21 protein-coding genes and 1 pseudogene are annotated in these 22,438 nt (G+C 68.3%); 6 read left to right on the top strand and 16 right to left on the bottom strand.

What is annotated here, in order from left to right:
* Positions 1-73: 73 nt before the first annotated feature.
* Positions 74-1,288, bottom strand: a complete 1,215-nt coding sequence (glgC, locus tag BST15_RS12150) for a glucose-1-phosphate adenylyltransferase (protein ID WP_046191124.1) — start codon at positions 1,286-1,288, stop codon at positions 74-76.
* Between the two features lie 139 nt (positions 1,289-1,427).
* On the opposite strand from glgC, the gene glgA reads away from it, so the two are divergent.
* Complete coding sequence (gene glgA, locus BST15_RS12145) at positions 1,428-2,588, top strand: glycogen synthase (protein WP_046191123.1); 1,161 nt, start codon at positions 1,428-1,430, stop codon at positions 2,586-2,588.
* A gap of 28 nt (positions 2,589-2,616) precedes the next feature.
* Here the strand turns inward: glgA and BST15_RS12140 are convergent, their stop codons facing one another.
* The 7 genes from BST15_RS12140 to BST15_RS12110 all read right to left on the bottom strand — a co-directional run bounded on the left by BST15_RS12140 (position 2,617) and on the right by BST15_RS12110 (position 8,144).
* Positions 2,617-2,784 carry a DUF3117 domain-containing protein gene (locus BST15_RS12140; RefSeq protein WP_003885506.1) on the bottom strand — a complete coding sequence of 56 codons (168 nt, stop codon included), beginning with the start codon at positions 2,782-2,784 and terminating at the stop codon, positions 2,617-2,619.
* Between the two features lie 166 nt (positions 2,785-2,950).
* Entirely contained in the window at positions 2,951-3,526 is a 576-nt protein-coding gene (locus tag BST15_RS12135) for a DNA-3-methyladenine glycosylase I (RefSeq protein ID WP_046191122.1), read from the bottom strand.
* Positions 3,523-3,837 (bottom strand): DivIVA domain-containing protein, encoded by a 315-nt coding sequence (locus BST15_RS12130; protein WP_046191121.1) that lies wholly within the window; start codon positions 3,835-3,837, stop codon positions 3,523-3,525. The genes BST15_RS12135 and BST15_RS12130 overlap by 4 nt, the downstream gene beginning before the upstream one ends.
* A 60-nt stretch (positions 3,838-3,897) precedes the next feature.
* Positions 3,898-4,845: a glucosyl-3-phosphoglycerate synthase gene (locus BST15_RS12125; protein WP_046191120.1), complete on the bottom strand. Its 948-nt coding sequence runs from the start codon at positions 4,843-4,845 to the stop codon at positions 3,898-3,900.
* Positions 4,842-5,717 carry a dihydropteroate synthase gene (gene folP, locus BST15_RS12120; protein WP_083070971.1) on the bottom strand — a complete coding sequence of 292 codons (876 nt, stop codon included), beginning with the start codon at positions 5,715-5,717 and terminating at the stop codon, positions 4,842-4,844. Before folP ends, BST15_RS12125 begins: the two co-directional genes overlap by 4 nt.
* 38 nt (positions 5,718-5,755) lie before the next feature.
* On the bottom strand, positions 5,756-7,540 hold the full coding sequence (fadD6, locus tag BST15_RS12115; RefSeq protein ID WP_046191118.1) for a long-chain-acyl-CoA synthetase FadD6: 1,785 nt from the start codon (positions 7,538-7,540) through the stop codon (positions 5,756-5,758).
* A 40-nt stretch (positions 7,541-7,580) separates the two neighbouring features.
* Positions 7,581-8,144 (bottom strand): LOG family protein, encoded by a 564-nt coding sequence (locus tag BST15_RS12110; protein WP_046191117.1) that lies wholly within the window; start codon positions 8,142-8,144, stop codon positions 7,581-7,583.
* A gap of 47 nt (positions 8,145-8,191) precedes the next feature.
* Here BST15_RS12110 and BST15_RS12105 point away from each other — a divergent pair, with 47 nt between their 5' ends.
* The gene (locus tag BST15_RS12105) at positions 8,192-10,210 is read left to right on the top strand and encodes an ATP-binding protein (protein WP_083070970.1); all 2,019 of its coding nucleotides are present in this window, start codon (positions 8,192-8,194) and stop codon (positions 10,208-10,210) included.
* Between the two features lie 58 nt (positions 10,211-10,268).
* On the opposite strand, the gene dapE is transcribed toward BST15_RS12105, so the two are convergent.
* Complete coding sequence (gene dapE, locus BST15_RS12100) at positions 10,269-11,348, bottom strand: succinyl-diaminopimelate desuccinylase (protein ID WP_046190710.1); 1,080 nt, start codon at positions 11,346-11,348, stop codon at positions 10,269-10,271.
* A gap of 102 nt (positions 11,349-11,450) precedes the next feature.
* On the opposite strand from dapE, the gene dapD reads away from it, so the two are divergent.
* The gene (gene dapD / locus BST15_RS12095) at positions 11,451-12,404 is read left to right on the top strand and encodes a 2,3,4,5-tetrahydropyridine-2,6-dicarboxylate N-succinyltransferase (RefSeq protein ID WP_109370885.1); all 954 of its coding nucleotides are present in this window, start codon (positions 11,451-11,453) and stop codon (positions 12,402-12,404) included.
* 39 nt (positions 12,405-12,443) lie between these two features.
* On the opposite strand, the gene BST15_RS12090 is transcribed toward dapD, so the two are convergent.
* A complete protein-coding gene (locus tag BST15_RS12090) occupies positions 12,444-15,335 on the bottom strand; it encodes an MMPL/RND family transporter (protein ID WP_046190709.1) in 2,892 nt (963 codons plus the stop codon).
* A complete protein-coding gene (locus tag BST15_RS12085; protein WP_046190708.1) occupies positions 15,332-15,757 on the bottom strand; it encodes an MmpS family transport accessory protein in 426 nt (141 codons plus the stop codon). Before BST15_RS12085 ends, BST15_RS12090 begins: the two co-directional genes overlap by 4 nt.
* Before the next feature lie 119 nt (positions 15,758-15,876).
* Between BST15_RS12085 and BST15_RS12080 the strand changes: the two genes are divergently transcribed.
* The gene (locus tag BST15_RS12080) at positions 15,877-16,560 is read left to right on the top strand and encodes a TetR/AcrR family transcriptional regulator (RefSeq protein WP_046190707.1); all 684 of its coding nucleotides are present in this window, start codon (positions 15,877-15,879) and stop codon (positions 16,558-16,560) included.
* 8 nt (positions 16,561-16,568) lie between these two features.
* Here BST15_RS12080 and BST15_RS12075 read toward each other — a convergent pair whose 3' ends face one another.
* Both BST15_RS12075 and BST15_RS12070 read right to left on the bottom strand, forming a co-directional pair.
* Positions 16,569-16,865: a hypothetical protein gene (locus BST15_RS12075; RefSeq protein WP_234708344.1), complete on the bottom strand. Its 297-nt coding sequence runs from the start codon at positions 16,863-16,865 to the stop codon at positions 16,569-16,571.
* Between the two features lie 39 nt (positions 16,866-16,904).
* Positions 16,905-18,314 carry an acyl-CoA synthetase gene (locus BST15_RS12070; RefSeq protein ID WP_046190706.1) on the bottom strand — a complete coding sequence of 470 codons (1,410 nt, stop codon included), beginning with the start codon at positions 18,312-18,314 and terminating at the stop codon, positions 16,905-16,907.
* Between the two features lie 128 nt (positions 18,315-18,442).
* On the opposite strand from BST15_RS12070, the gene BST15_RS12065 reads away from it, so the two are divergent.
* Complete coding sequence (locus BST15_RS12065) at positions 18,443-19,168, top strand: helix-turn-helix transcriptional regulator (RefSeq protein ID WP_046190705.1); 726 nt, start codon at positions 18,443-18,445, stop codon at positions 19,166-19,168.
* Between the two features lie 22 nt (positions 19,169-19,190).
* Here BST15_RS12065 and BST15_RS12060 read toward each other — a convergent pair whose 3' ends face one another.
* Together BST15_RS12060 and BST15_RS12055 are read right to left on the bottom strand one after the other, a co-directional pair.
* Positions 19,191-19,538 (bottom strand): carboxymuconolactone decarboxylase family protein, encoded by a 348-nt coding sequence (locus BST15_RS12060; RefSeq protein ID WP_046190704.1) that lies wholly within the window; start codon positions 19,536-19,538, stop codon positions 19,191-19,193.
* A gap of 30 nt (positions 19,539-19,568) precedes the next feature.
* A complete protein-coding gene (locus BST15_RS12055; protein WP_046190703.1) occupies positions 19,569-20,471 on the bottom strand; it encodes a pseudouridine-5'-phosphate glycosidase in 903 nt (300 codons plus the stop codon).
* Positions 20,472-20,618: 147 nt separating this feature from the next.
* On the opposite strand from BST15_RS12055, the pseudogene BST15_RS12050 reads away from it, so the two are divergent.
* A pseudogene (locus BST15_RS12050) lies at positions 20,619-21,263 on the top strand (HNH endonuclease family protein); the annotation flags it as partial.
* A gap of 2 nt (positions 21,264-21,265) precedes the next feature.
* Here the strand turns inward: BST15_RS12050 and dapC are convergent.
* Positions 21,266-22,372, bottom strand: a complete 1,107-nt coding sequence (dapC, locus tag BST15_RS12045) for a succinyldiaminopimelate transaminase (protein ID WP_046190702.1) — start codon at positions 22,370-22,372, stop codon at positions 21,266-21,268.
* Positions 22,373-22,438 lie beyond the last annotated feature (66 nt).

Genomic DNA, 22,438 nt, shown 5'->3' with positions numbered 1-22,438 from the left:
TCCCTGTCACACAGGCTCACCGATACCGTGCGGGACAACCTCCCTGGACATCACACCTAACGGGCGGTGACCGCTAGATCCACATCCCTTTGCCGACGGCAACCACGCCGCCGGCGCTGATGGAGAACCGTTCCCGGTCCTTCGCCAGGTCGACACCGATCATCTCGCCGGGGCCGACCACGACGTTCTTGTCCAGGATCGCGTGCCGCACCACAGCGCCGCGGCCCACCCGGGCCCCGGGCATGATCACGCTGTCCTCCACGATCGCGCCGTCGTCGATCACCACGTTCGACGACAAGACCGAGTTGCGCACCGAGCCGGCCGAGATCACGCTGCCCGCGCCCACCACTGACTCCTGCGCGGAGCCGCCGTTGACGAACTTGGCCGGCGCCAGGTTCTCGGTCGCACCGTGAATCGGCCAGCGGTTGTTGTACAGGTTGAAGATCGGGTGGGCTGAGACCAGGTCCATGTGCGCGTCATAGAACGCGTCCAGGGTTCCTACGTCGCGCCAGTAGCCGCGGTCACGCTCGGTGGCACCGGGAACTTCGTTGTCGGAAAAGTCGTAGACGGCGGCCATGCCGTCGGCCACCAGACGCGGCATGATGTCGCCGCCCATGTCGTGGTCGGAGTGATCGTCGTCGGCGTCGGCGCGGATCGCGTCAATAAGAACCTTGGTGGTGAAAACGTAGTTGCCCATCGACACATACGTGCTGTCCGGGTCGCCCGGCGTTCCGGGGGGATTGGCCGGCTTCTCCATGAAGCCACGGACCCGGCCGGACTCATCGGCATCAATGCAGCCGAACGACGACGCTTCGGCGCGCGGCACCCGGACCCCGGCCACCGTCGCGCCGGCGCCGCTGTCGATGTGATAGCGCACCATCTGCTCGGGGTCCATCCGATACACATGGTCGGCGCCGAAAACCACGATGTAGTCCGGGTCTTCGTCGAAGATCAGGTTCAGCGACTGGTAGATGGCGTCGGCGGAGCCGGTGTACCAGCGCGGCCCGAGCCGCTGTTGGGCCGGCACCGGGGTGATGTATTCGCCCGCCAGACCGCTCAAGCGCCAGTTCTGCGAGATGTGCCGGTCCAGCGAATGCGACTTGTACTGAGTCAGCACACAGACCCGCAGGTAGCGTGCGTTGACCAGATTCGACAGCACGAAGTCGATCAACCGATAGGCGCCCCCGAACGGGACCGCCGGCTTCGCCCGGTCAGCGGTCAAGGGGTGCAACCGCTTACCCTCACCACCGGCCAGGACGATGCCCAGCACATGCGGCACTTCCCTCATGGCCACAAACCTATCGGCCACACCGGAACGCTGCCAGGCCAGCCGCGCGATTCGCGACGGTTCTTTACAAAAGGTTGCTCACAGTTCGTGGGCCGATCCGCTGCGCGGCCCCTGATCGGCGACCGCTACCGTGCCGGTTATGCGGGTGGCGATGCTGACTCGGGAATACCCCCCGGAGATCTATGGCGGTGCGGGCGTTCATGTCACCAACCTGGTGGAAGCGCTGCGGCGGCTATGCCATGTCGACGTGCACTGCATGGGCGCCCTGCGGCCCGGAGCGCAGGCGCATCAGCCTGACCCGGCCCTGCGTGACGCCAATCCGGCGCTGGGGACGCTGTCGGCCGACCTGACCATGGTCGATGCCGTCAGCGCTGCCGACGTGGCGCATTCGCACACCTGGTACACCGCCCTGGCCGGCCGACTGGCGGCGCTGCTGCACGACATTCCCCATGTGCTGACCGCGCATTCCTTGGAACCACTGCGCCCCTGGAAAGCCGAGCAGCTGGGCGGCGGCTACCGCGTGTCGTCCTGGGTGGAGAAGGAGGCGACGACGACCGCTGACGCGGTGATCGCGGTCAGCTCGGCCATGCGTGAGGATCTGCTGCGGGTCTACCCGGACCTGCGGCCCGACCGTGTGCACGTGATCTACAGCGGTATCGACACCGACGTATGGTGTCCGCAGCCCAGCGGGCCCGATTCCATGCCCGCCGAGCTCGGTGTCGACCCCGACCGTCCGATGGTGGCGTTCGTGGGGCGGATCACCCGGCAGAAGGGTGTGGCCCACCTGGTGGCCGCCGCCCACCGCTTCCACCCCGAGGTGCAGCTGGTGTTGTGCGCAGGCGCACCGGACACCCCGGAGATCGCCGCGGAGGTCAAGTCTGCCGTCACGGACCTGGCCGCCACCCGCAGCGGGGTGTTCTGGATCCAGGAGACGCTACCGGCCCGACAGATCCGCGAACTGCTCTCTGCTGCAACCGTGTTTGTCTGTCCATCGGTCTACGAACCGTTGGGCATCGTCAATCTGGAGGCGATGGCCTGCGGCACGGCCGTGGTGGCTTCCGACGTCGGCGGCATTCCGGAGGTAGTGACCGACGGAGTGACCGGCACTCTGGTGCATTACGACGCCGACGATTCGGAGGGGTATCACGCGGACCTCGCCGAGGCTGTCAACGCGTTGATCACCGACCCTGCGCGGGCACAACGATACGGCGACGCCGGGCGGCGACGCTGTGAAGAGATCTTCTCCTGGGCGCGGGTAGCCGAGCAGACTCTGGCCGTCTATCGACAGGCCAGTCGATAGCCTCGTCGGCGGCTGAGCCGAACCGAGTTCAGCTGGTGACGGCCTTGAGCTCGTCGCCGAGCGCGGCCGCCTCGTCGGGGGTCAACTCGACGACCAGCCGTCCGCCACCCTCGAGCGGTACACGCATCACGATGCCGCGCCCCTCTTTGGTCGCTTCCAGCGGACCGTCGCCGGTCCGGGGCTTCATCGCCGCCATCGAGTGCTCCCTCCAGGTACCAGCCCGCAGGCCGTGCCCATGATCTGCGCCGGGCGTCTACCGCGGTCGCAGCTTCCGGCATCGAACTGCACATTCACTCCGCCATTCTTCCCTATCGGCGGCGGTGCGTGCACAAGACCCGATTCCGTGGTGCATTTTAGTGGATCTAAACGGCCACCGGCGGCACCCAGCAGGCCTGGACGTGGTCGTCGACCATGCCGGTGGCCTGCATCAACGCGTAGGCCGTGGTGGGACCCACGAATCGGAACCCCCGTCGCTTCAGTTCGCGCGCCATCGCGGTGGATTCCGGTGTGACGGCCGGAACCGCCGACAGGTCTGCCGGGCGCGGGCGCGACGGCGGAGCGAACGACCACAGCAGCTCCGCCAGATCGGTGGAGTCCAAGTCGAGGGTCGCGCGGGCGTTGGCGATGGTCGCCTCGATCTTTGCCCGGTTGCGCACAATGCCTGGGTCGTCCAGCAGCCGCGCCACGTCCTTGTCGGTGAAACGCGCGACGGCCTCGACGTCGAATTCGGCGAACGCCCGCCGGAAGTTCTCCCGTTTGCGCAGAATCACCAGCCACGACAGCCCGCTCTGAAAGGCCTCCAGGCTGACTCGTTCGAACAGCGCGGCCGGATCGCGGACCGGACGTCCCCACTCGTAGTCGTGGTAGTCGAGATACAGCGGTGAGCCGCTCTGGACCCACCCGCAACGGACCCGGTCGTCCTCGGGTGGGGCGCTCACCGCGCCCCCTGCGCATTCGCGGCGGCGGAGGCCTGCGACGCGGCGAGCTGGCCGCGGAGTTGGTCAAGCTCGGCTCCGAGCCGCTCCAGCACCCAGTCGACCTCACCGGTGTTGTAGCCACGCAACACCTGGGAGAACTTGACCGCGTCCACGTCGGCGCCGGTGATGCCGGAGGCCGGCAGCATGGTGGCCGTGGTGGCCCGAGGCAGTGGTGGCAACGGCTCACCCCGACCGAACAGCGTGCTGGCCACCCCGAAGAGCAGCAGCGCGGTGAGAACGAGCACAACGAGGTACAGCAACACCAGTGTCACGGCATCGATAGTGCCTCATGCCACCGACACAAGGTGCGGGCCGATCAGATCAACGCTGGCTCAACGCTGGCGCAGGGTGTTCATCGGCGGTCGGTCCACCAACGACAGCGGCGTGGTGCGCGGCAAGTAGTCCATACCGTCCGGGCCGTCGGCGAAGAACTGGGTGAGCCCCACCCCGGAGTCGGGGACTCCGCATCGCGACAGCAAGGTGGCGACCACCTGGCGGCTCATCACTGCCAGCTCGGCCAGCGGGCGGTTGCGGTGTGCCCGCACCCCCAGGTTGACCTGAGCGATCGCTTCCAGGCCCAATCGGTCGTAGGTGTCGATCAACAACCCGATCTCCACTCCGTAGCCGGGCGCGAACGGCACCGAAGCCAGCAACTCACGACTTCCTGCGTACTCACCACCCAAGGGCTGCAGCACGGCACCCAGATCGGGCCGTAGCGCGGTCAGCAGTGGACGCGCGACCAGTTCGGTGACCCGGCCGCCGCCGGTGGCGTCCTCGGTGCCGTTGACCTTCAGCGGCCGGCGATAGAACCCTTTGACCAGGTGGACGCCGTCACCGGTGAGCAGCGGGCCGACCAGCTTGGGTACGAACATAGGGTCGGGATTGATCAGGTCGGAGTCCACGAAGACCACGATGTCGCCGCTGGTGGCCGCCAGCGACCGCCACAGGGCCTCGCCCTTGCCGGGCTGCGGCGGAACCTCCGGAACCGCCTGCTCACGGCTGACGACGCGGGCGCCTGCGGCGATCGAGCGGATCTCGGTGTCGTCGGTGGAGCCGGAGTCCAGCACGATCAGCTCGTCGACGAGGTTGTCCACGAGCGGGGTGATGCTGTCGATAACCGACTCGATGGTCGCCTGCTCGTTCAGCGCAGGCAGCACCACCGAGATGCTGCGACCGGTCTTGGCCTTGGCCGCCAGCAGCTCGGCCACCGTCCATTCCGGGCGGATCCAGGTGCGCTCGGACAGCCGGGTATCGCCCGGCGCCGAGACCAGGTCGGTCATGCCAATCCCCTCACTGTGCGGGTCGGAGCCCGCACGCCCTGGATCGATGCCACCATCTCCAAGACGCGCCGGGTCGGCCCGACCTCGTGAACCCGAAACATCCGGGCTCCAGCGGCCGCCGCCCACGCGGTGGCCGCCAATGTTCCATCCAGTCGTTCGGTCAGACCCACACCAAGAGTCTCCCCGATGAAGTCTTTGTTGGAGAGCGCCATCAGGACCGGCCATCCGGTACCGACCAAATCCTCCGTGTGTCGTAACAACGCTAGCCCGTGGAAGGTGTTCTTGCCGAAATCATGGGTGGGATCGATCAGCACGCGCTCGCGCGCCACCCCAGCCGCCACCGCCCGTTCCGCCGCCGCGGTGACCTCCCTGATCACCGCTTCGACCACCCCGTCGACGCTGGTGCCATAACTCACCCGGAAAGGACGTGTGCGCGGTTGCGCGCCCCCGGTGTGCGAGCAGACCAGCCCGGCCCCGAACTCCGCAGCCACCGCCGGTAGCTCCGGGTCGATCCCGCCCCAGGTGTCGTTGATCAGGTCGGCGCCGGCCGCACACGCGCGTTTGGCCACCTCCGCGCGCCAGGTGTCCACGCTGATGAGCTGCTCGGGATAGGCGCTGCGCAGCCACTCGATGAAGGGAACCACCCGGGCGGTCTCGGAGTCGGCATCGACGGTCTCCCCCGGCCCGGCCTTGACCCCGCCGACATCGATGACGTCGGCCCCGTCGGCCACGGCCTGGTGCACGGCGGACATGGCCGCCTCGTCGCTGAACGTGGCGCCCGCGTCGTAGAAGGAGTCCGGGGTGCGGTTGATGATCGCCATGATCAGCGCACGATCAGCCGCCACCGGACGACCGCAGAAGTGGGACTGCACCCGTCTATGGTGCCCGGTCGGGCTTCGCCCCTGCTCGGTCAGCCCTGCGGTCGCTTGCCGGCGGCCACTTCGCCGGGGTACTCGGCGTAGAAGGGCACGTAGCCCTCGGCCCGGCCGGACAGCACATACAGCGGGTCCTCGATCACGGCGCCCCCGCCGCCGTAGCCCTGCTCACGCAGCTCCACTTTGCGGCTCTTGAACGTGGTGGTGTGGGCCATCGTGGCCACCACCCGCACGAACAGTGGCACGGCGTAGGAGGGCAGCTGGCTGGAGACCACGGCCGCCAGTCCCGGCCCGTCGAGGGTCGCGCCGTCGCGCAGTTTGACCGCGGCCATTCCGGCGCGGCCGCCGGTTCCGGGCACCTCCACGCCGTAGACGGCGCACTCCTCGACCGACTCGTCGGCGCTGAGTGCGGCCTCGACCTGCGTGGTGGCGACGTTCTCGCCCTTCCACCGGAAGGTGTCACCCAGCCGATCCACGAAGGCGGCGTGCCCCATGCCCTGCGGGCGCATCAGGTCACCGGTGTTGAACCAGCAGTCGCCGTCCCGGAAGGCGTTGCGCACCAACTTCTTCTCGTTGGCTTCCGGGTCGGTGTAGCCGTCGAATGGGGAGAACCGGTTCACCGGGCTCAGCAGAAGTCCGGGCTGGCCCGCGGGCACCCGCTGCACCCAGCCGTCCTCGCCGCGCAGCGGCTGGCCGGTGTCGGGGTCGTAACGCACGTAGGCCAGCGGCCCCGGATAGACACCGGTGCTGCGCGGCACGTTGAACACGTTGAGGAAGGCGCTGTTGCTCTCGCTGGCCGCGTAGAACTCGCAGACCCGCTTGATGCCGAAGCGGTGGGTGAATTCATCCCAGATCTCGGGGCGCAACCCGTTGCCGGCGATCACCCGCACCTTGTGTGCCCGGTCGGTGGGCTTGGGGGGCTGGTTGAGCAGGTAGCGGCAGAGCTCACCGATGTAGACGAACGCCGTGGCGTCGGCTGCGATCACCTCGTCCCAGAACCGTGAGGCCGAGAACGACTTGCCCAGCGCCAGCGTCGCGCCCGCGTTGAGCACCGAGGACACCGCCACCGTCAGCGCGTTGTTGTGATACAGCGGCAGGCAGCAGTACAGGGTGTCGCTGCCGCGCAGGCGCAGCCCGATGCCCCCGAACGTCGCCAGCGCCCGCAACCAGCGGTAATGCGTCATCACACTGGCCTTGGGGTAGCCGGTGGTGCCCGAGGTGAAGATGTAGAACGCGGTGTCCTTGGCCAGCACCGCGTTGACCGACGCGGGGTTGCCGTCCGGGGCGGTGGCGGCCAGCCGGCGGAATTCCTCGATGGTCACCGGGGTGGCGGCCCCGCATTCGGTGACGGCCTCGACCAAGTCAGCCTCGGCGACCAGCAGCGTGGCGTTCAGCACGCCCAGGCTGTGGGCCAGCACGTCGCCACGCTGGTGATAGTTGAGCATTCCGGCGACTCCGCCGCACTTGGCGACGGCCAGCATCATCAACACCGCGTCCGGGGAGTTGCGCAGCATGATCGCGACCACGTCACGGTGTCCGACACCGCGCGCGGCCAGCACGGCGGCGTAGCGGTTGACGGTCTCGTTGGCTTCGCGATAGGTCAGCTGCTCATCACCGAATCGGATGAAGACGCGGTCCCCGAGCCGGGCGGCACGGTCCTGGAAGACTTTGCCGATCGAGGCCTTGGAGGTGGGGCGGGCTCGCAGTCCGGTCCACAGCCCGCGCACGATGGTCGGCGCATCAGCCAACAGTCGCGGTGTGCGGGCCAGGAGATGGACCGGTCCCACCCGGGTGCCGGTGCCGGGGTCGTGATCGGACACGTTATCGCCTCATTTCGCTGCAATCGGTGGCTAGGCGAGCTTAGTCAGTACCGGCGGTACCGGGTGAACACGCGTCCAGTGCCGCCTCCATCTCGTCGAACACCAGAAGGCGGTCCATCGCCCGCCGGGACACGAAGCCGGTATCGATCAACCCGGACAGCCACGTCCACAGCCCCTCATAGTGGCCGTCGGGATCGAGCAACACCACCTCTTTGTCATGCATGCCCAAATACCCAGCCGTCCATGTTTCGAACAGCTCTTCCAGTGTGCCGATGCCGCCGGGCAGCGTCAGGAATGCGTCGGCACGGTCGTCCATCACCTGCTTGCGCTCCCGCATGGTGTCGGTGACGATCAGCTCGTCGGCATCCACATCGGCCACCTCGCGGTGCAGCAACGCCTTGGGGATCACGCCGACGGTATGCCCGCCGTGTTCCCGGGCAGCCACGGCCAGCACGCCCATCGCCGAGACGTTGCCACCTCCCCACACCAGCGTCCAGCCCCGTTCGGCGATCGCCGCACCGACCTTGGCGGCCAGCGCCAGCAGGGCCGGATCGCTGGGGCCGGACGCACAGTAGACACAGACCGCCCATTCACTTGACCGCACATCCGAAAGGCTAACGGGCGGTTGGCTCAGACCGTAAACTCGCGGCCGTGCCGATCCGGTGGAACGTTCCCGAGCAGTCGGCGGCCCTGGATCGGCTCAGTACGGCGCTCGCCGGAACACAGGCGGGGGCCGTGGTGCTCGGTCCGGACGGCTGCGGCAAGTCCACGCTGGCCCGGCTGGCCGCCGAACACCACGTCGACCGCCACCCGAACACCCGGCTGCGCTGGGTGATCGGCACCCCCGCCGAACGCACGGTGCCGTTCGGCGCGTTCAGTCACCTGGTGCGGGTGGCCGACGTCGGCAAGCCCGCCGCGCTGCTGCGCGCGGCCCGCGATTCGCTGGTCGATGCGGCAGGTGAACTGCTGCTGGTGGTCGATGACGCCCATCTGCTCGACGCCTTGTCGGCGACGCTGGTCTATCAGCTGGCCCTGACCGGGTCGGCCCGGATCATCGCCACCGGCCGCGCCGACGGCTCCCCGGCGGCCCCTATCACCGCACTATGGGGCGACGCACTACTGACCCGCATCGACATCGACGCAGCCGAAGAATCCGGCGAGGCGGGCCACGATGTCGACGCCTTCGTGGCGGGCCTGCCCGCCGATGCCCGCGCCGTACTGGACTATCTGGCCGTCTTCGAACCGCTGGCGCTGATCGACCTGACCCGTCTCACCAGCGCCGACGCCGTTCGCCAGGCCGAGGAGCTGGGCGTGGTGGAGACCCGCACCCGTGGCGGTCGAGAGCCTGACCCCGTGGTCTACACCGCCCACCCGCTGTTCGCCGACCGGGCCCGCGATTCGATGGGCGAAGCCGGCGCCCGCGCGCGGCGCACCGAAGCCGTGGGGGCGCTGGCCGCCCGGCCCTGCGCGCACGTGGGCGAGCAGTTGCGGCTGGCGGCATTGGCGGCCGACAGTGACGCGCCCCAGCCCGTCGCGGACGTGGTGGCCGCGGCCCAGCAGGCGCTGCGACTGGGTGATCCGCACCTGGGTGAGCGGCTGGCCCGCCATGCGGTGGACCGCAGCGGTGGCCTGCCCGCCCTTCTGGCGCTGGCACACGCACTGGGCTGGCAGGGCCGGGGCCGCGACGCCGACGCGGTGCTGGCGGCGGTGGACCCCGCCTGCCTCAGTGAGCCGGAATTGATGGCCTGGGCGTTGCCGCGGGCCGCCAATCAGTTCTTCATGCTGGGTGAGCCCGAACGCGCCACCGCGTTCCTGACCACCACGCGTGGCCGGGTTTCCGCGCCGGGTTCGCGGATCACCCTCGACGCACTCGCCGCCACGTTCGCGATGAACGCCGGCAACATCGGCCGTGCGATGCAGTCGGCCACCGAAGTCCTGGCCGACCCGGCCGCCGACGACATGGCGGTGGCGTGGGCAGGCAGCGCCGCGGCGCTATGCGCCGCGCGCGCAGGCCGATTCGACGACGTGGGCCCCCTGGCCCGGCGTGCCCTGGACGCCGAGCATCCCGGCGTGCTGCGGTTCACCGTCGGCCTGGCCGAGATCACCACCCTGCTGATGGCGCAGCACCTGGACGAGGCACGCGAGCTGGCCGGGCAGTTCACCGATTTTGCCGAGGTGTCACAGCCCGGCCGCGCGATCGGTGAGGTGCTGGTGGCTCAGGTGCTGATCGCCGCCGAGGAATTCGACGCCGCAACCGAGCTGCTGACTCCGGCCGCCGCCACCTTGGAGCGCACCGGCTATTCGTGGGGGCCGCTGTCGCTGACCCTGCTGGCGACCGCGCTGGCCCGCCAGTCCGACATCGCCGGCGCGGCAAAGACGTTGAGCCGGGCGGAATCTCGCCACGGCACCAAGTCAGCGCTGTTCGCCCCGGAGCTGGGCGTGGCGCGCGCCTGGCAGCGGGCCGGGATGCGCGACCAGCACGGCGCGATCAACGCCGCCCGGGAGGCGGCCCGGATGGCCGAGCGCACCGGGCAGTCCGCGGTGGCGCTGCAGGCCTGGGACACCGCCGCCCGGCTCGGCGACGCCCGGGCGGTGGACCCGCTGGCAAAGCTGTGCGGCGAGGTCGACTGCGCGTTCGGCCGCGCCGCGCTGCAGCGGGCCAGGAGCTGAGGGTCGAAACGGCGATCATCTGACGCCCCCGCGATAGATGTTCGGTAATCGTCCGGCGTCAGGACTGCGACAGGTAGCCGCGCAGCAGCTCGGCCACCGCGGCGATCTGTTCGACCGGCACCCTTTCCTCGACGGTGTGGGCCAGGTTGGGGTCGCCGGGGCCGTAGTTGACCGCGGGAATACCGCGGGCGGCGAAGCGGGAGACGTCGGTCCAGCCGTACTTGGCCCGGACCTGGCCGCCGGCGGCGTTCACCAGCGCGGCCGCCGCGGGCGCGGTCAGCCCCGGTAGCGCCCCGGCCGCGGCGTCGGTCTGCTGGATGTCGACGTCCAGGCCGTCGAACACCTCCCGGACGTGGGCCAGCGCCTGCTCGGGGGTGCGGTCGGGGGCGAAGCGGAAGTTCACCGTGACGGCGGCCGCGTCGGGGATGACGTTGCCCGCCACCCCGCCGTCGATGCGCACCGCCGACAATCCCTCCCGGTAGACGCAGCCGTCGATGTCCACACTGCGCGGCTGGTAGGCGGCGAGCCGGTCCAGGACCGCCCCGAGCTTGTGGATGGCGTTGTCGCCCAGCCAGGAGCGCGCCGAATGCGCCCGGGTGCCCGCAGCGCTGATCACCACCCGCAAGGTGCCCTGACAGCCGGCCTCGATATAGCCGCCGGTGGGCTCACCCAGGATGGCTACGTCTGCCACCAGCCACTCCGGCAGGTTGCGTTCGATGCGCCCCAGCCCGTTGGCGGCCGCCTCGATCTCTTCGCAGTCATAGAAGACGCACGTCAGGTCGTGCCGGAGCTCGGTGACGGTCGCGGCCAGATGCAGGAACACCGCGACGCCGGATTTCATGTCGACGGTGCCGCAGCCGTGCAGGATGTCGCCGTCGGCGTCAACGGTGCGCCGGCTGGGCAGGTTGCCCGCGGCCGGGACGGTGTCCAGATGCCCGGCCAGCAGCACCCGGGTGGGGCGTCCCAACCGGGTGCGAGCCAGGACCGCGTCGCCGTCGCGGATGATCTCGAATCCGGTGGTCTGGGCCCGCAGCGCGGCTTCGACCTCGTCGGCGATCAGTGCTTCATGTCGCGACTCGCTGGGAATGTCCACCAGCGCCGCGGTCAGGGCAATCGGATCGGAGTGCAGGTCCAGCACGGACCCAGACTAGCGGGCGAGCGTTTCCCGCCGATCAGACACGGATTCGCACGGGTTATCGCCTCACCGTCCGATTCTGTGTCTGCCCGCGGAAAAGGTAACCTGGTCGGCGTGACTGGAGCTTCGGGCGTCGGTATCGCGACGCTGGCCGCAGACGGATCGGTGCTCGACACCTGGTTTCCCGCACCGGAGTTGGGCGGCTCGGGCGCACCCGGAACCACGCGCCTCGCCGGCGATGAGGCGCCCGCCGATCTGGCCGGGCTGGTGGGCCGCGATGAGGACCGCGGCACCGAAACGGTCGCGGTGCGCACGGTGATCGGGTCGCTGGAGGACACTGCGGTCGACGCCTACGACGCCTATCTGCGGCTGCACCTGCTGTCACACCGTCTGGTGGCCCCGCACGGGCTCAACGCCGGCGGGCTGTTCGGCGTGCTGACCAATGTGGTGTGGACCAACTTCGGGCCGTGTGCGGTCGAAGGCTTCGAGACCACCCGGGCCCGGCTGCGCCGGCGCGGCCCGGTGACGGTCTACGGCGTGGACAAGTTCCCCCGGATGGTCGATTACGTGCTGCCCTCCGGCGTGCGGATCGCCGACGCCGACCGGGTACGCCTGGGCGCCCACCTGGCCTCGGGTACCACGGTGATGCATGAGGGATTCGTCAACTTCAACGCCGGCACGCTGGGCGCCTCCATGGTCGAGGGCCGCATTTCGGCGGGCGTGGTGGTGGGCGACGGCTCCGACGTCGGCGGCGGCGCCTCCATCATGGGGACGCTTTCCGGCGGTGGGACACAAGTGATTTCGATCGGCAAGCGCTGCCTACTGGGAGCCAACGCCGGGCTGGGCATCCCGCTCGGTGACGACTGTGTGGTCGAGGCCGGGCTGTATGTCACCGCGGGCACCAAGGTCAGCCTGCCCGACGGCACCACCACCAAGGCCCGCGATCTGGCCGGTGGCAACAACCTGTTGTTCCGCCGCAATTCCCAGAGCGGCGCCGTTGAGGTGGTCGCCCGTGACGGTCAGGGCATCGCGCTCAACGAAGCCCTGCACGCCAACTGACGCGGGGTTGACGCGGTCGAACCTCGCTAACCGCTGGGCTCAGACCAGCGCCTCCTCACGCTCCGGCTGGATCGGCTGCGGCCACGGCCGCGGAACGGGGCGGGGGCGCACCAGTTGCGGCCACCAGAACCAGCGGCCAAGCAGGGTGGCGATCGACGGGGTCATCAGTGAGCGGACCACCAGAGTGTCGAACAGCAGACCCAGCCCGATCGTGGTGCCGACCTGGCCGATCACGATCAGGGCGCTGACCGCCATGGATGCCATCGTGAAGGCGAAGACCAGTCCCGCGGCGGTCACCACGGCCCCGGTGCCCACCATGGCGCGGATCAGCCCGGTGTGCAGGCCGGCGTGGATCTCCTCGCGGATACGCGAGACCAGCAGCAGGTTGTAGTCCGCGCCGACGGCCAGCAGCACGATGACCGACATCGGCAACACCATCCAGTTCAGCGGGATGCCGACGAGGTGCTGCCAGATCAGCACGGACAGCCCGAACGCCGACCCCAGACTGAGCACCACCGTGCCGACGATCACCGTGGCCGCCACCACGGCCCGGGTGAGCACCATCATGATGATGAAGATCAGCACCAGTGCGGCCGTGGCAACGATCATCAGGTCGTAGTCGGCACCCTGCTGCATGTCCTTGAACGTGGCCGCGCTCCCGCCCAGGTAGATCGATGCGCCTTCGAAGGGCGTCCCCTTGATCGCGTCGGCAGCCGCCACCTTGAGCGCTTCGATCCGGGAAATACCCGCAGGCGTCAACGGATCACCCTGGTGAATGATCGTGAACCGCACCGCATGTCCATCCGGCGACAGGAACAGTTTGATGCCCCGCTTGAAGTCGGCCGTCTCGAACGCCTCCGGCGGAAGGTAGAACGAATCGTCGTTCTTGGCGGCGTCGAAGGCCTGGCCCATCGCGGTGGAGTTCTCCTGCATCGCGATGTTCTGATCCTGCTGGGCCTTCTGCACCTGGTACTGGTTGAGCAGGGTCTGCTTCTGGTTCTTCATGGACTGGATCTGGGCCGGCATGACGGCGACCATCTGCGGCATCAGCTCGGCCATGCGCTGCATGTCGGGAACGATGTCGTCGAAGTCTCCGGACATGGTGTCGATGCCGTCCATGGTGTCGAAGACCGAGCGCAGGGCCCAGCAGATCGGGATGTCGAAGCAGTGCGGTTCCCAGTAGAAATAGTTGCGGAACACCCGGAAGAAGTCATCGAAGTCCGCCAAGTGGTCACGCATGTCGCCGATGTCGACCGATGTCTTGGCCATCTTGTCGGCCATCCGTTGCGACACCGCGGCCAGGTCCGTCTGAATCCGCATCATCTCGGTCATCGAGTCGATGCTGGCCTGCAGATCGTCGGCCTGTTTGAGCAGGTTGTCCAGATTGGACTGCATGTAGTCGTTGTTCATCAGTTGAGCGGTGCCGCTCTGGCCGATGGTGTACGGGATGGTCGCGTGTTTGATCGGATCGCCGTCGGGCCGGGTGATGGTCTGCACCTGGGCGATTCCATGGACGGCCTTGAGGGCCTTGGCGATCTTGTCGATCACCAGGAAGTCCGCGGGGTTGCGCAGATCCCGGTCGGTTTCGATCATCATCAGGTCCGGGTTCATCTTCGCTTCGGAGAAGTGCCGGAATGCCGCCGAGTAGCCCACGTTGGAGGGGACGTCGTCGGGCAGGTAGATGCGGTCGTTGTAGGTGGTGTGGTACCCAGGCAGCGCCAGCAGACCGATCAACGCCGCCGCGACGGCGACTACCAGGATCGCGCCGGGCCAGCGCACCGTGGCGGTGCCGACCCGGTGCCATCCGCGAGATGTGGTGATGCGCTTGGGTTCTAGGACACGGCCGAACCGGGAGCACACCGAGATGATCGCCGGCCCCAGTGTCAGGGCGGCCGCCACCACGACCACCATGCCGATCGACAGCGGAATACCCATGGTCTGGAAGTAGGGCAGCCGGGTGAAATGCAGACAGAACGTGGCGCCGGCGATGGTCAGCCCGGAGGCCAGCACCACGTGTGCTGTGCCATGGAACATGGTGTAATACGCCGCTTCTCGGTTCTCGCCCGATCTGCGCGCCTCTTGATATCGACCGATCAGGAAGATCGCGTAGTCGGTGGAGGCGGCGATGGCCAACGTCACCAGCAGGTTGGTGGCGAAGGTGGTCAGGCCGAAGAAGTTGTGAAATCCCAGGAATGCCACCAGACCACGGGCACCGGACAACTCCAGGACCACCATCGCCAAAACGATCAGTGTGGTGATCACCGACCGGTACACGCCCAGCAGCATCACCGTGATCACGGCGAAGGTGAGCATTTCGATGGTCTCCATGCTCTTGTCGCCGACGTGGTTCTGATCGGTGCTCATGGCGGCTGGACCGGTGACGTAGGCCTTCACCCCGTCGGGCGCGGGCGTCTGCGTCGCGATGCGGCGCACCGCGTCCACCGAGTCGTTGGCCAGGGTCTCGCCCTGGTCGCCGGAGATGTAGACCTGGACGTAGGCGGCCTTGCCGTCGGCGCTCTGCGCTCCCTTGGCGGTCAGCGTGTCGCCCCAGAAATCCTGGACATGCTGCACGTGGGCGGTGTCTGCCCGCAGCGCGCTCACCATGCGGTCATAGAAATCGTGGGCCTCGGCACCCAGCGGCGCTTCGCCCTCGAGCACGATCATCACCGAGCTGGACGTGTCGTACTCCTGGAAGACCTTGCCCACCCGCTTGGTGGCGATCATCGAGGGTGCGTCGTTGGGGCTCATCGAGACCGCGCGCAGCTTGCCCACTTCCTCGAGCTGCGGTACGACGATGTTCAGCGCGGCGATCAAGCCGATCCACACCAGGATGATCGGCACGGCGAACGCCCGGATGAACCGCGGAATGCGCGGATGCCCGGCGGTCTCGGAGGCGGCGTGGGTCGGCGCTTGGGCCGTCGGCGTGGTCATGCTGCCTTCACGAAGCAGTAGGTCTCGGCGTTGAAGCCGTTGGCCGTGCGTTCCTGTTTGACCTCGTCGTCGACGGTGACGCGGCAGCTGATCGTGTCGCCGTCCCCCTGGGCCAAGATGTTGGGCATCACCGAGGGAAGCGTGGTCTGCAAGGTCAGCGTCCACGGCAGCGTGGCGCCGGCGACGCGCTGGGGCCGCCCTTCGAGGTCCATGTAGTTGATGACGGCGGTGCCACCCGAGCCGAAGACCTCATAGGTCACGAACTTGGGGTTGAAGTCTTCGGCGTTGTCCGACGACAGTTCGGTCACCACGACGGGATGCGCCCCGAACACCTTCCGCAACTGCGCCACGGTGAGGCCGCCCGCGGCTACTGCCACCACGATCAGGGCCGGCAACCACACCCGCTGAATCAGCCTCTTCATCGTCGCTCTCCCCGATTTCGGCCCAGGATCAGTCCCGCACCTTTCCAGGTAGTCAAGCTAACTAGGTAAGTGGATAGAGTCAATCCGTTTTTCTGTTGTTCGCATTACACTGGGCCGTTGTGAACGCCGACGACACACCGAACCGCCCGCTGCGCAAGGACGCGGCGCGTAATCGCCAGCGCATCGTGGAGTCGGCCCGCGAGCTGTTCGCCACCAGAGGCTTGGAGCCCAATCTCAACGACGTCGCCCACCATGCCGGCGTGGGAGTGGGGACCGTCTATCGGCGGTTCTCCAGCAAAGACGAGCTGCTCGAAGCGATCTTCGAAGACGGCCTCAATCAACTCATCGGTTTCGCGGAAACAGCTTTGCGCCAACCACATTCCTGGGACGGTCTCGCCTGGTACGTCGAGCAGATGTGCGAAATCCTGGCCACCGACCGCGGACTGCGAGAGATCGCCTTCAGTAAGTGCTACGGGGGTGAACGGGTGATCGCCGCCCAGGATCGGCTGATCCCGGTGATCAAGGAACTCGTCGAGCGGGCGCGAGCCGACGGTCACCTACGCCCTGAGATGTCCTCGACCGACATGCCGATCCTGGGGCTACTGGCGGGCACGGTGAGCGAGTTCGCCGGCCATGTCGACGAGCAGTTGTGGCGCCGCTACGTCGCCATCCTTCTCGACGGGATGCGTTATCGCAGCGATCACGTGACGCTGCCGGTCGCCGCGCTCGACGACGACGGCGTCGAATGCGCGATGCAGACCTGGGAACCGGCCGGTCCCTGCGCGGACCGCAATCGCGGGTGAGCTGAGCGCTACAGCATCGCCCTGCTGATCTTGTCGCTGTCTTTCCCGATCGTCTTGCAGAAGGCGCTGACCGCCAGCTGTGTCCCGGAAAGCTCCAGGTTCGACGGCTCGCCACCCTTGGCGTCCTTGAGCATCTTGGCGACCTCGGAGCGCTGCTTCTCGTCGGTGTGACCGTTGAATTCTCCGCAGGTTGTGTCGCCGCCCTTGTTGATGACCTTGTCCACCGCCGAGCATCCGCCGATCAGCAGCGCCGTGCCGGCGAGCACGGTCACCGCGCCAAGACTGATTCGCTTCGAAGGCTTCACGGGCCCACCCTTTCGGTGTCGGTGTCACGCAAGCGGAGCCTACGTCAGCAGTGCCTTCTTGAGGACCTTTCCCATCGCGTTGCGCGGCAAGGCATCCACTATGCGCACCTCACGGGGCCGCTTGTGCACCGAAAGCTGCTGGGCCACATAGTCGATCAGCTCGTTTGGCCGTGCCGGGCCGGCCGGCGACGCAACAACGAACGCAACGATGCGCTGCCCCAAGTCGTCGTCGGGAAGCCCGACGACAGCAACCTCGGCCACCGCAGGATGACCGAGCAACGCCGTTTCGATCTCACCAGCTCCTACCCGGAACCCGCCGGTCTTGATCAGATCCACCGATTCGCGTCCGACGATCCGATGCATGCCCGCACCGTCGATCACGGCCACATCGCCGGTGCGGTACCACCCGTCGGCATCGAACGCGTCGGCTGTCGCGTCGGGCCGGTTGAGATATCCGTTGAACAGCGTCGGTCCGCGCACCGCCAGCCGCCCGATGCTCTCCCCGTCGTGGGGCACCGGGCCGCCGTCGTCGGCGACGAGCTTGGTCTGCACGCCCGCCAACGGCAGCCCTACCCAACCCGGCCGGCGCTCACCGTCGGCCCGGGTGCTCAAGGTGATCAGCGACTCGGTGCTGCCGTACCGCTCGATGGGTGCGTGTCCGGTCTGCGCGACGAGTGCGTCGAACACCGGGACCGGCAACGCGGCACTACCGGACACCAGCATCCGGGCCGATCGCAGCGCCGCGGCGGCACCCGGGTCGGCCACCACCCGGGACCATACGGTCGGCACCCCGAAATACAGCGTGCCGTGAGCGGCGGCGTAGGCCTCCGGAGTCGGCTTGCCGGTGTGGACGAAGCGGTTGCCCACCCGCAATGACCCCAGCAGTCCCAGGACCAGGCCATGCACGTGATACATCGGCAGTCCGTGCACCAGCACGTCGTCGGGGCTCCACTGCCAGGCCTGCGCCAGTGCATCGAGGTCGGCTGCCAGCGCCCGCCGGCTCAACTGAACACCTTTGGGGGGACCGGTGGTTCCGGAAGTGTAGATGATCAGCGCGGTGTCCTCGTCATCGCAGGCATCGGCTGCACGCGGCTGTTGCGACCCCGAGCGTGCCGCGAAATGCGGCAGCCCCGCGAGATCGTCGGGCCGCTCCCCCAGCCAGGCCTGCGCGCCCGAATCGCGCAACATGTGCTGACGCTCGGCGACGCCCACGTCGGCGGGCACCGGCACCACCGGCACCCCGGCCAGCAGACAGCCGGTCACCGCCAGCACCGTCTGCGCCGTGGGTGTGGCCAGCACCGCAACGCTGCTCGCGCCGCCGAGATCCTCGAGCGCCCCCGCGGACGCGGCACTGAGCTGCGCCCGGCTCAGGGCGGTGTCGTCGATACGCACCGCATCAGCGATGTCCGGGGCGTTCGAGCCGTCGGAGGCCAGCGAGGTCAGCAGCATCTCCGGGACGTTACTCGTTTGTCGGCACCGGCCCGGCGATCCGCCCGATCAGCGGCTGACCGCCATTAGTGGTATCAACGAATCAGTTCCCCTAATTGTGGGCGACTCCTCAAGGAAGAGGCACTTCGATGCACAGCCAGCCCGGCCAGCGACGCGGCCCGCAGCGGTTGCCCCGCAACCAGCAGCGGGAGCGGGTGCTGCGGCTGGTGGGCGCGGCCGATGGCGCGGTCGATGCCGCCGAACTCGCCGAGCGGATGCACTTGCATGTCACCACGGTGCGGTTTCACCTCGACGCCCTATGCGAGGCGGGGGCTGTCGCGCGGACCCGGATCAAACGCAACGGCGTCGGCCGGCCCCGGACGGGCTACGTGGCGGTTCGTGACCGGCTGGACTACCGCAACCTCGCCGAGATCCTGGCTATGGAGCTCGGCGATACCGTCGCCGAACGCGCCGAGCGGGCCGAACGGGTCGGCCGGCGCTGGGCCGACCGGATCCTGGCGGCCAGCGACTCCGCCACCGAGGGGCCGGTCACCGCCACCGGGGTCTCCCCCGACACCAGCATCGATGACTGCGCCGGCCGGATCGCCGGAATCTTCGCGCGCATGGGTTTCAATGCCGAACTCGCCGCGCTGGCACCGAGCGACGCCGAGGGCGAAGACGCCCACCAGCGCACCATCCTGTTGCACGCCTGCCCGGTATATGACCTGGCGCGGGCTCATCCAGAGGTCAGCTGCGCCATGCACCTGGGCGTGTTGCGCGGGCTACTCAGCGCCCGGAACGGGGCCGGCGGCAGCGCTGAGCTCGAGCCGTTCGTTGAGCCGGAGATGTGCGTCGCCAAGGTGATCGGCCGCTAACCCCGCCGGTTCGACGCGGCCGTCACTGCTCGTCGTCAGCGAATTCGCAGAAGGCCGTGTAGGCCCGCGCCCCGTAGATGGTGGCCGGACCGCCGTGCATGAGGATGCTGACCCCAATGGCTTCGGCGGCTTCTTGCTTGGTCGCTCCTGCCCGAGCCGCGGCACGTGCGTGCGATGCGATGCAGCCGTCGCAGCCCTGAACCACGCCCATCGCCATCGCCATCAGCTCTTTGACCTTGCGGTCCAGCGCACCGGACTCGAAGGTCGCCTTGCTCATCTCCCCAAAGGCCTGGTAGACGCCGGGAATCTGCTGGCGCAGGTCCCGGTGCTGCGGATTGAGGTCGTTGAGGACTTCCTGGTAGTGACTCATACCCCCCAGGGTATCAGGCCCCCGGGTGTGTCACCCGCCGGCATAGGCCACCGCGATCTCGGCGGCCAGCCGCGCATTGGCCAGCACCAGCGCGACATTGGCGGCCACCGATGCGCCCTGGGTGGCGCGGTGGAAATGGTCGAGCAGGTACGGGGTCACGTCCTTGCCGCGTACGCCCGCAGCCTCCGCTGCAGCCAGACCGTCGGCCAGCACCCGGTCATGCAGTGCGCGGTCCAGCTCAGCCTCGGCGGGGATCGGATTGGCCAGCACCAACCCGTAGCCGTCGGTACCCAACCGGGCGCGGGCCCGCAGGACCGCGGCGGCCTGTTCGGGATTCTGAATCGACCAGTCCAGCCGATGACCGGAGTCGGCGAGATAGAAGGCCGGGAAGCGCTGCGTGCGGTAGCCGATCACCCCTACTGACAGCGTCTCCAACCGCTCCAGCGTCGCGCCGATGTCGAGAATCGATTTCACTCCCGAACACACCACCAGCACCGGGATGCGCGAGAGCGCGGTCAGGTCCGCGGACTCGTCGTAGGTGTCCGCCGCGCCGCGATGCACACCTCCCAATCCCCCCGTGGCGAACACCGTGATGCCGGCGGCAGCCGCCAGATGAGCGGTCGCCGCGACCGTTGTCGCGCCATCCCCGCCCGCCGCGGCCAGTATCGCGATCTCGCGAACACTGACCTTGACCGCCGTTGCGCCGGTGGCGATCCGGTGCAACGCGTAGTCGTCCAGCCCGATCTGCGGTTGGCCGTCGAGGATCGCGATGGTGGCCGGTACCGCACCCGCGGCGCGTACGGCGTCCTCGATCTCGCGGGCGATGCGCAGATTGTCCGGACGCGGCAGGCCGTGACTGATGATCGTGCTCTCCAGCGCCACGACGGCGCGGCCGGTGGCCAGCGCATCGGCGACCTCGGGATGAATGCGCATCCCCTGAGCCTATTGCGCCAGTATCCGCCACGATCTCACTGCGCCGATCGCGTCAGAACAGGCTGGTAGCGTCCGCCATCGTTGACGGAAAGGGAGATGCACGTGACTGTCGGGCGAAGCAGACTGCCCTGCTGGATTGCCTGGCTGATGGCGGCGCTGCTGCTCGCACCCGAGGCCCCCGCGGAGCCGGATCCGGTGGGTGCACCAGCCGCACCGGCCACCCTGGAACTGCTTGCCGCCCTGCCGATCAAGGGCCGCGCGCCCAAGACCGGCTACGCACGCGCACTGTTTGGCCAGCCGTGGAGCGATGACGTCACGGTTCCCTTGGGCCACAACGGCTGCGACACCCGCAACGACATCCTGCGCCGCGACCTGGTCGGCGCCCAGATCAAGCCGGGAACCAACGACTGCGTGGTGGCCTCGGGTGTCTTGCATGACCCCTACACCGATACGGCCATCGCCTTCACGCGTGGCCCAGGCACGTCCCAAGAGGTGCAGATCGATCACGTCGTGGCGTTGTCGGATGCCTGGCAGAAGGGCGCCCAGCAGTGGGACGAGCTCACCCGGCGCAACTTCGCCAACGATCCGCTCAACCTGCAGGCCACGACTGGGCCGATCAACGAGCAGAAGAGCGACAGCGACGCGGCAAGCTGGCTGCCGCCCAACAAGTCCTACCGCTGCACCTACGTCGCGCGGATCGTCGGAGTGAAGTCCGGTTACGGCCTGTGGGTAACCCAAGCCGAGCACGACGCGATCGAGCGGGTTCTCACCGAGGGTTGCGAGGTGCCCGCAGGCTAAGCCAGCCGGGCCGCCGCCGCGGCGATTCGCTCGTCGGTGGCCGTCAATGCCACCCGAACATGTTGTGCCCCCGCGGGTCCATAAAACTCGCCGGGCGCCACCAGGATGCCGCGCTGGGCCAGCCAGTCGACGGTGCTGCGGCATGCCTCGCCGCGTGTGGCCCACAGGTAAAGCCCGCCCTGTGACAGCTCGACGGTGAAGCCGGCACCCTGCATCGCCTGAAGCAGCGTTGCGCGGCGGCGGGCGTAGCGGTCGCGTTGTTCGCGTTCGTGTGCGTCGTCGTCAAGCGCGGCGACCATGGCTGCCTGGATCGGGGTGGGCACCATCATCCCGGCGTGCTTGCGTACCGCCAACAGCTCGGCCACCACCGCGGCGTCCCCGGCCACGAATCCTGCCCGATACCCCGCCAGCGACGAGGTCTTGGACAGCGAATGCACCGCCAGCAGGCCCCGGTGGTCGCCGTCGCACACCGCCGGGTGCAGCACCGAGCGCGGCTCAGCGTCCCAGCCCAACCCGAGGTAGCACTCGTCGGAGACCACCAGCACGTCATGTTCGCGGGCCCAGCCGACCACGGCGCGCAACTCGTCGGTCGTCGCGATCGCCCCGGTCGGGTTGCTCGGCGAATTCAGGTACACCAGGGCCGGCGGCGGACCGTCGAGCAGCTGGGGGGCGTCGCTGCGCACCCACTGGGCTCCGGCCAGTCGGGCACCGACCTCATAGGTCGGGTAGGCCAGCTCGGGCACCACCACCACATCCTGGTCGCCCAGGCCCAGCAGAGTCGGCAACCAGGCGATCAGCTCCTTGGTGCCGATCGCGGGCAGAATCGCCGACTCCGTCAGGCCGGTGATCCCGTACCGCCGCGCCAGCGCGCCGACCGCTGCGGCGCGCAACGCTGCGGTGCCGGCGGTGGTGGGGTAACCCGGCGCGGACGCCGCCGCGGCCAGTGCCTCGCGGATCAGCGGTGCGACGGGGTCGACAGGGGTGCCCACGGACAAGTCGACGATTCCGTCGGGATGAGCCTTGGCCAGCGCAGTCGCCTCGGACAGGGTGTCCCAGGGAAAAGTGGGTAACGCGGCCGACCTGCCGCCGAGGACAGGACTCATGAGGTTGCGGCGAGGCGCGGTGGATTCATCGGTTTCTGATAGTAGAGGCCACCCCCGGAGCGCATC

The sequence above is a fragment of the Mycolicibacter arupensis genome (genome assembly GCF_002086515.1).
GTDB lineage: Bacteria > Actinomycetota > Actinomycetes > Mycobacteriales > Mycobacteriaceae > Mycobacterium > Mycobacterium arupense.
The sequence above is the reverse complement of the archived record's forward strand: the minus strand, read 5'-3'. Positions and strand labels throughout refer to the sequence as shown.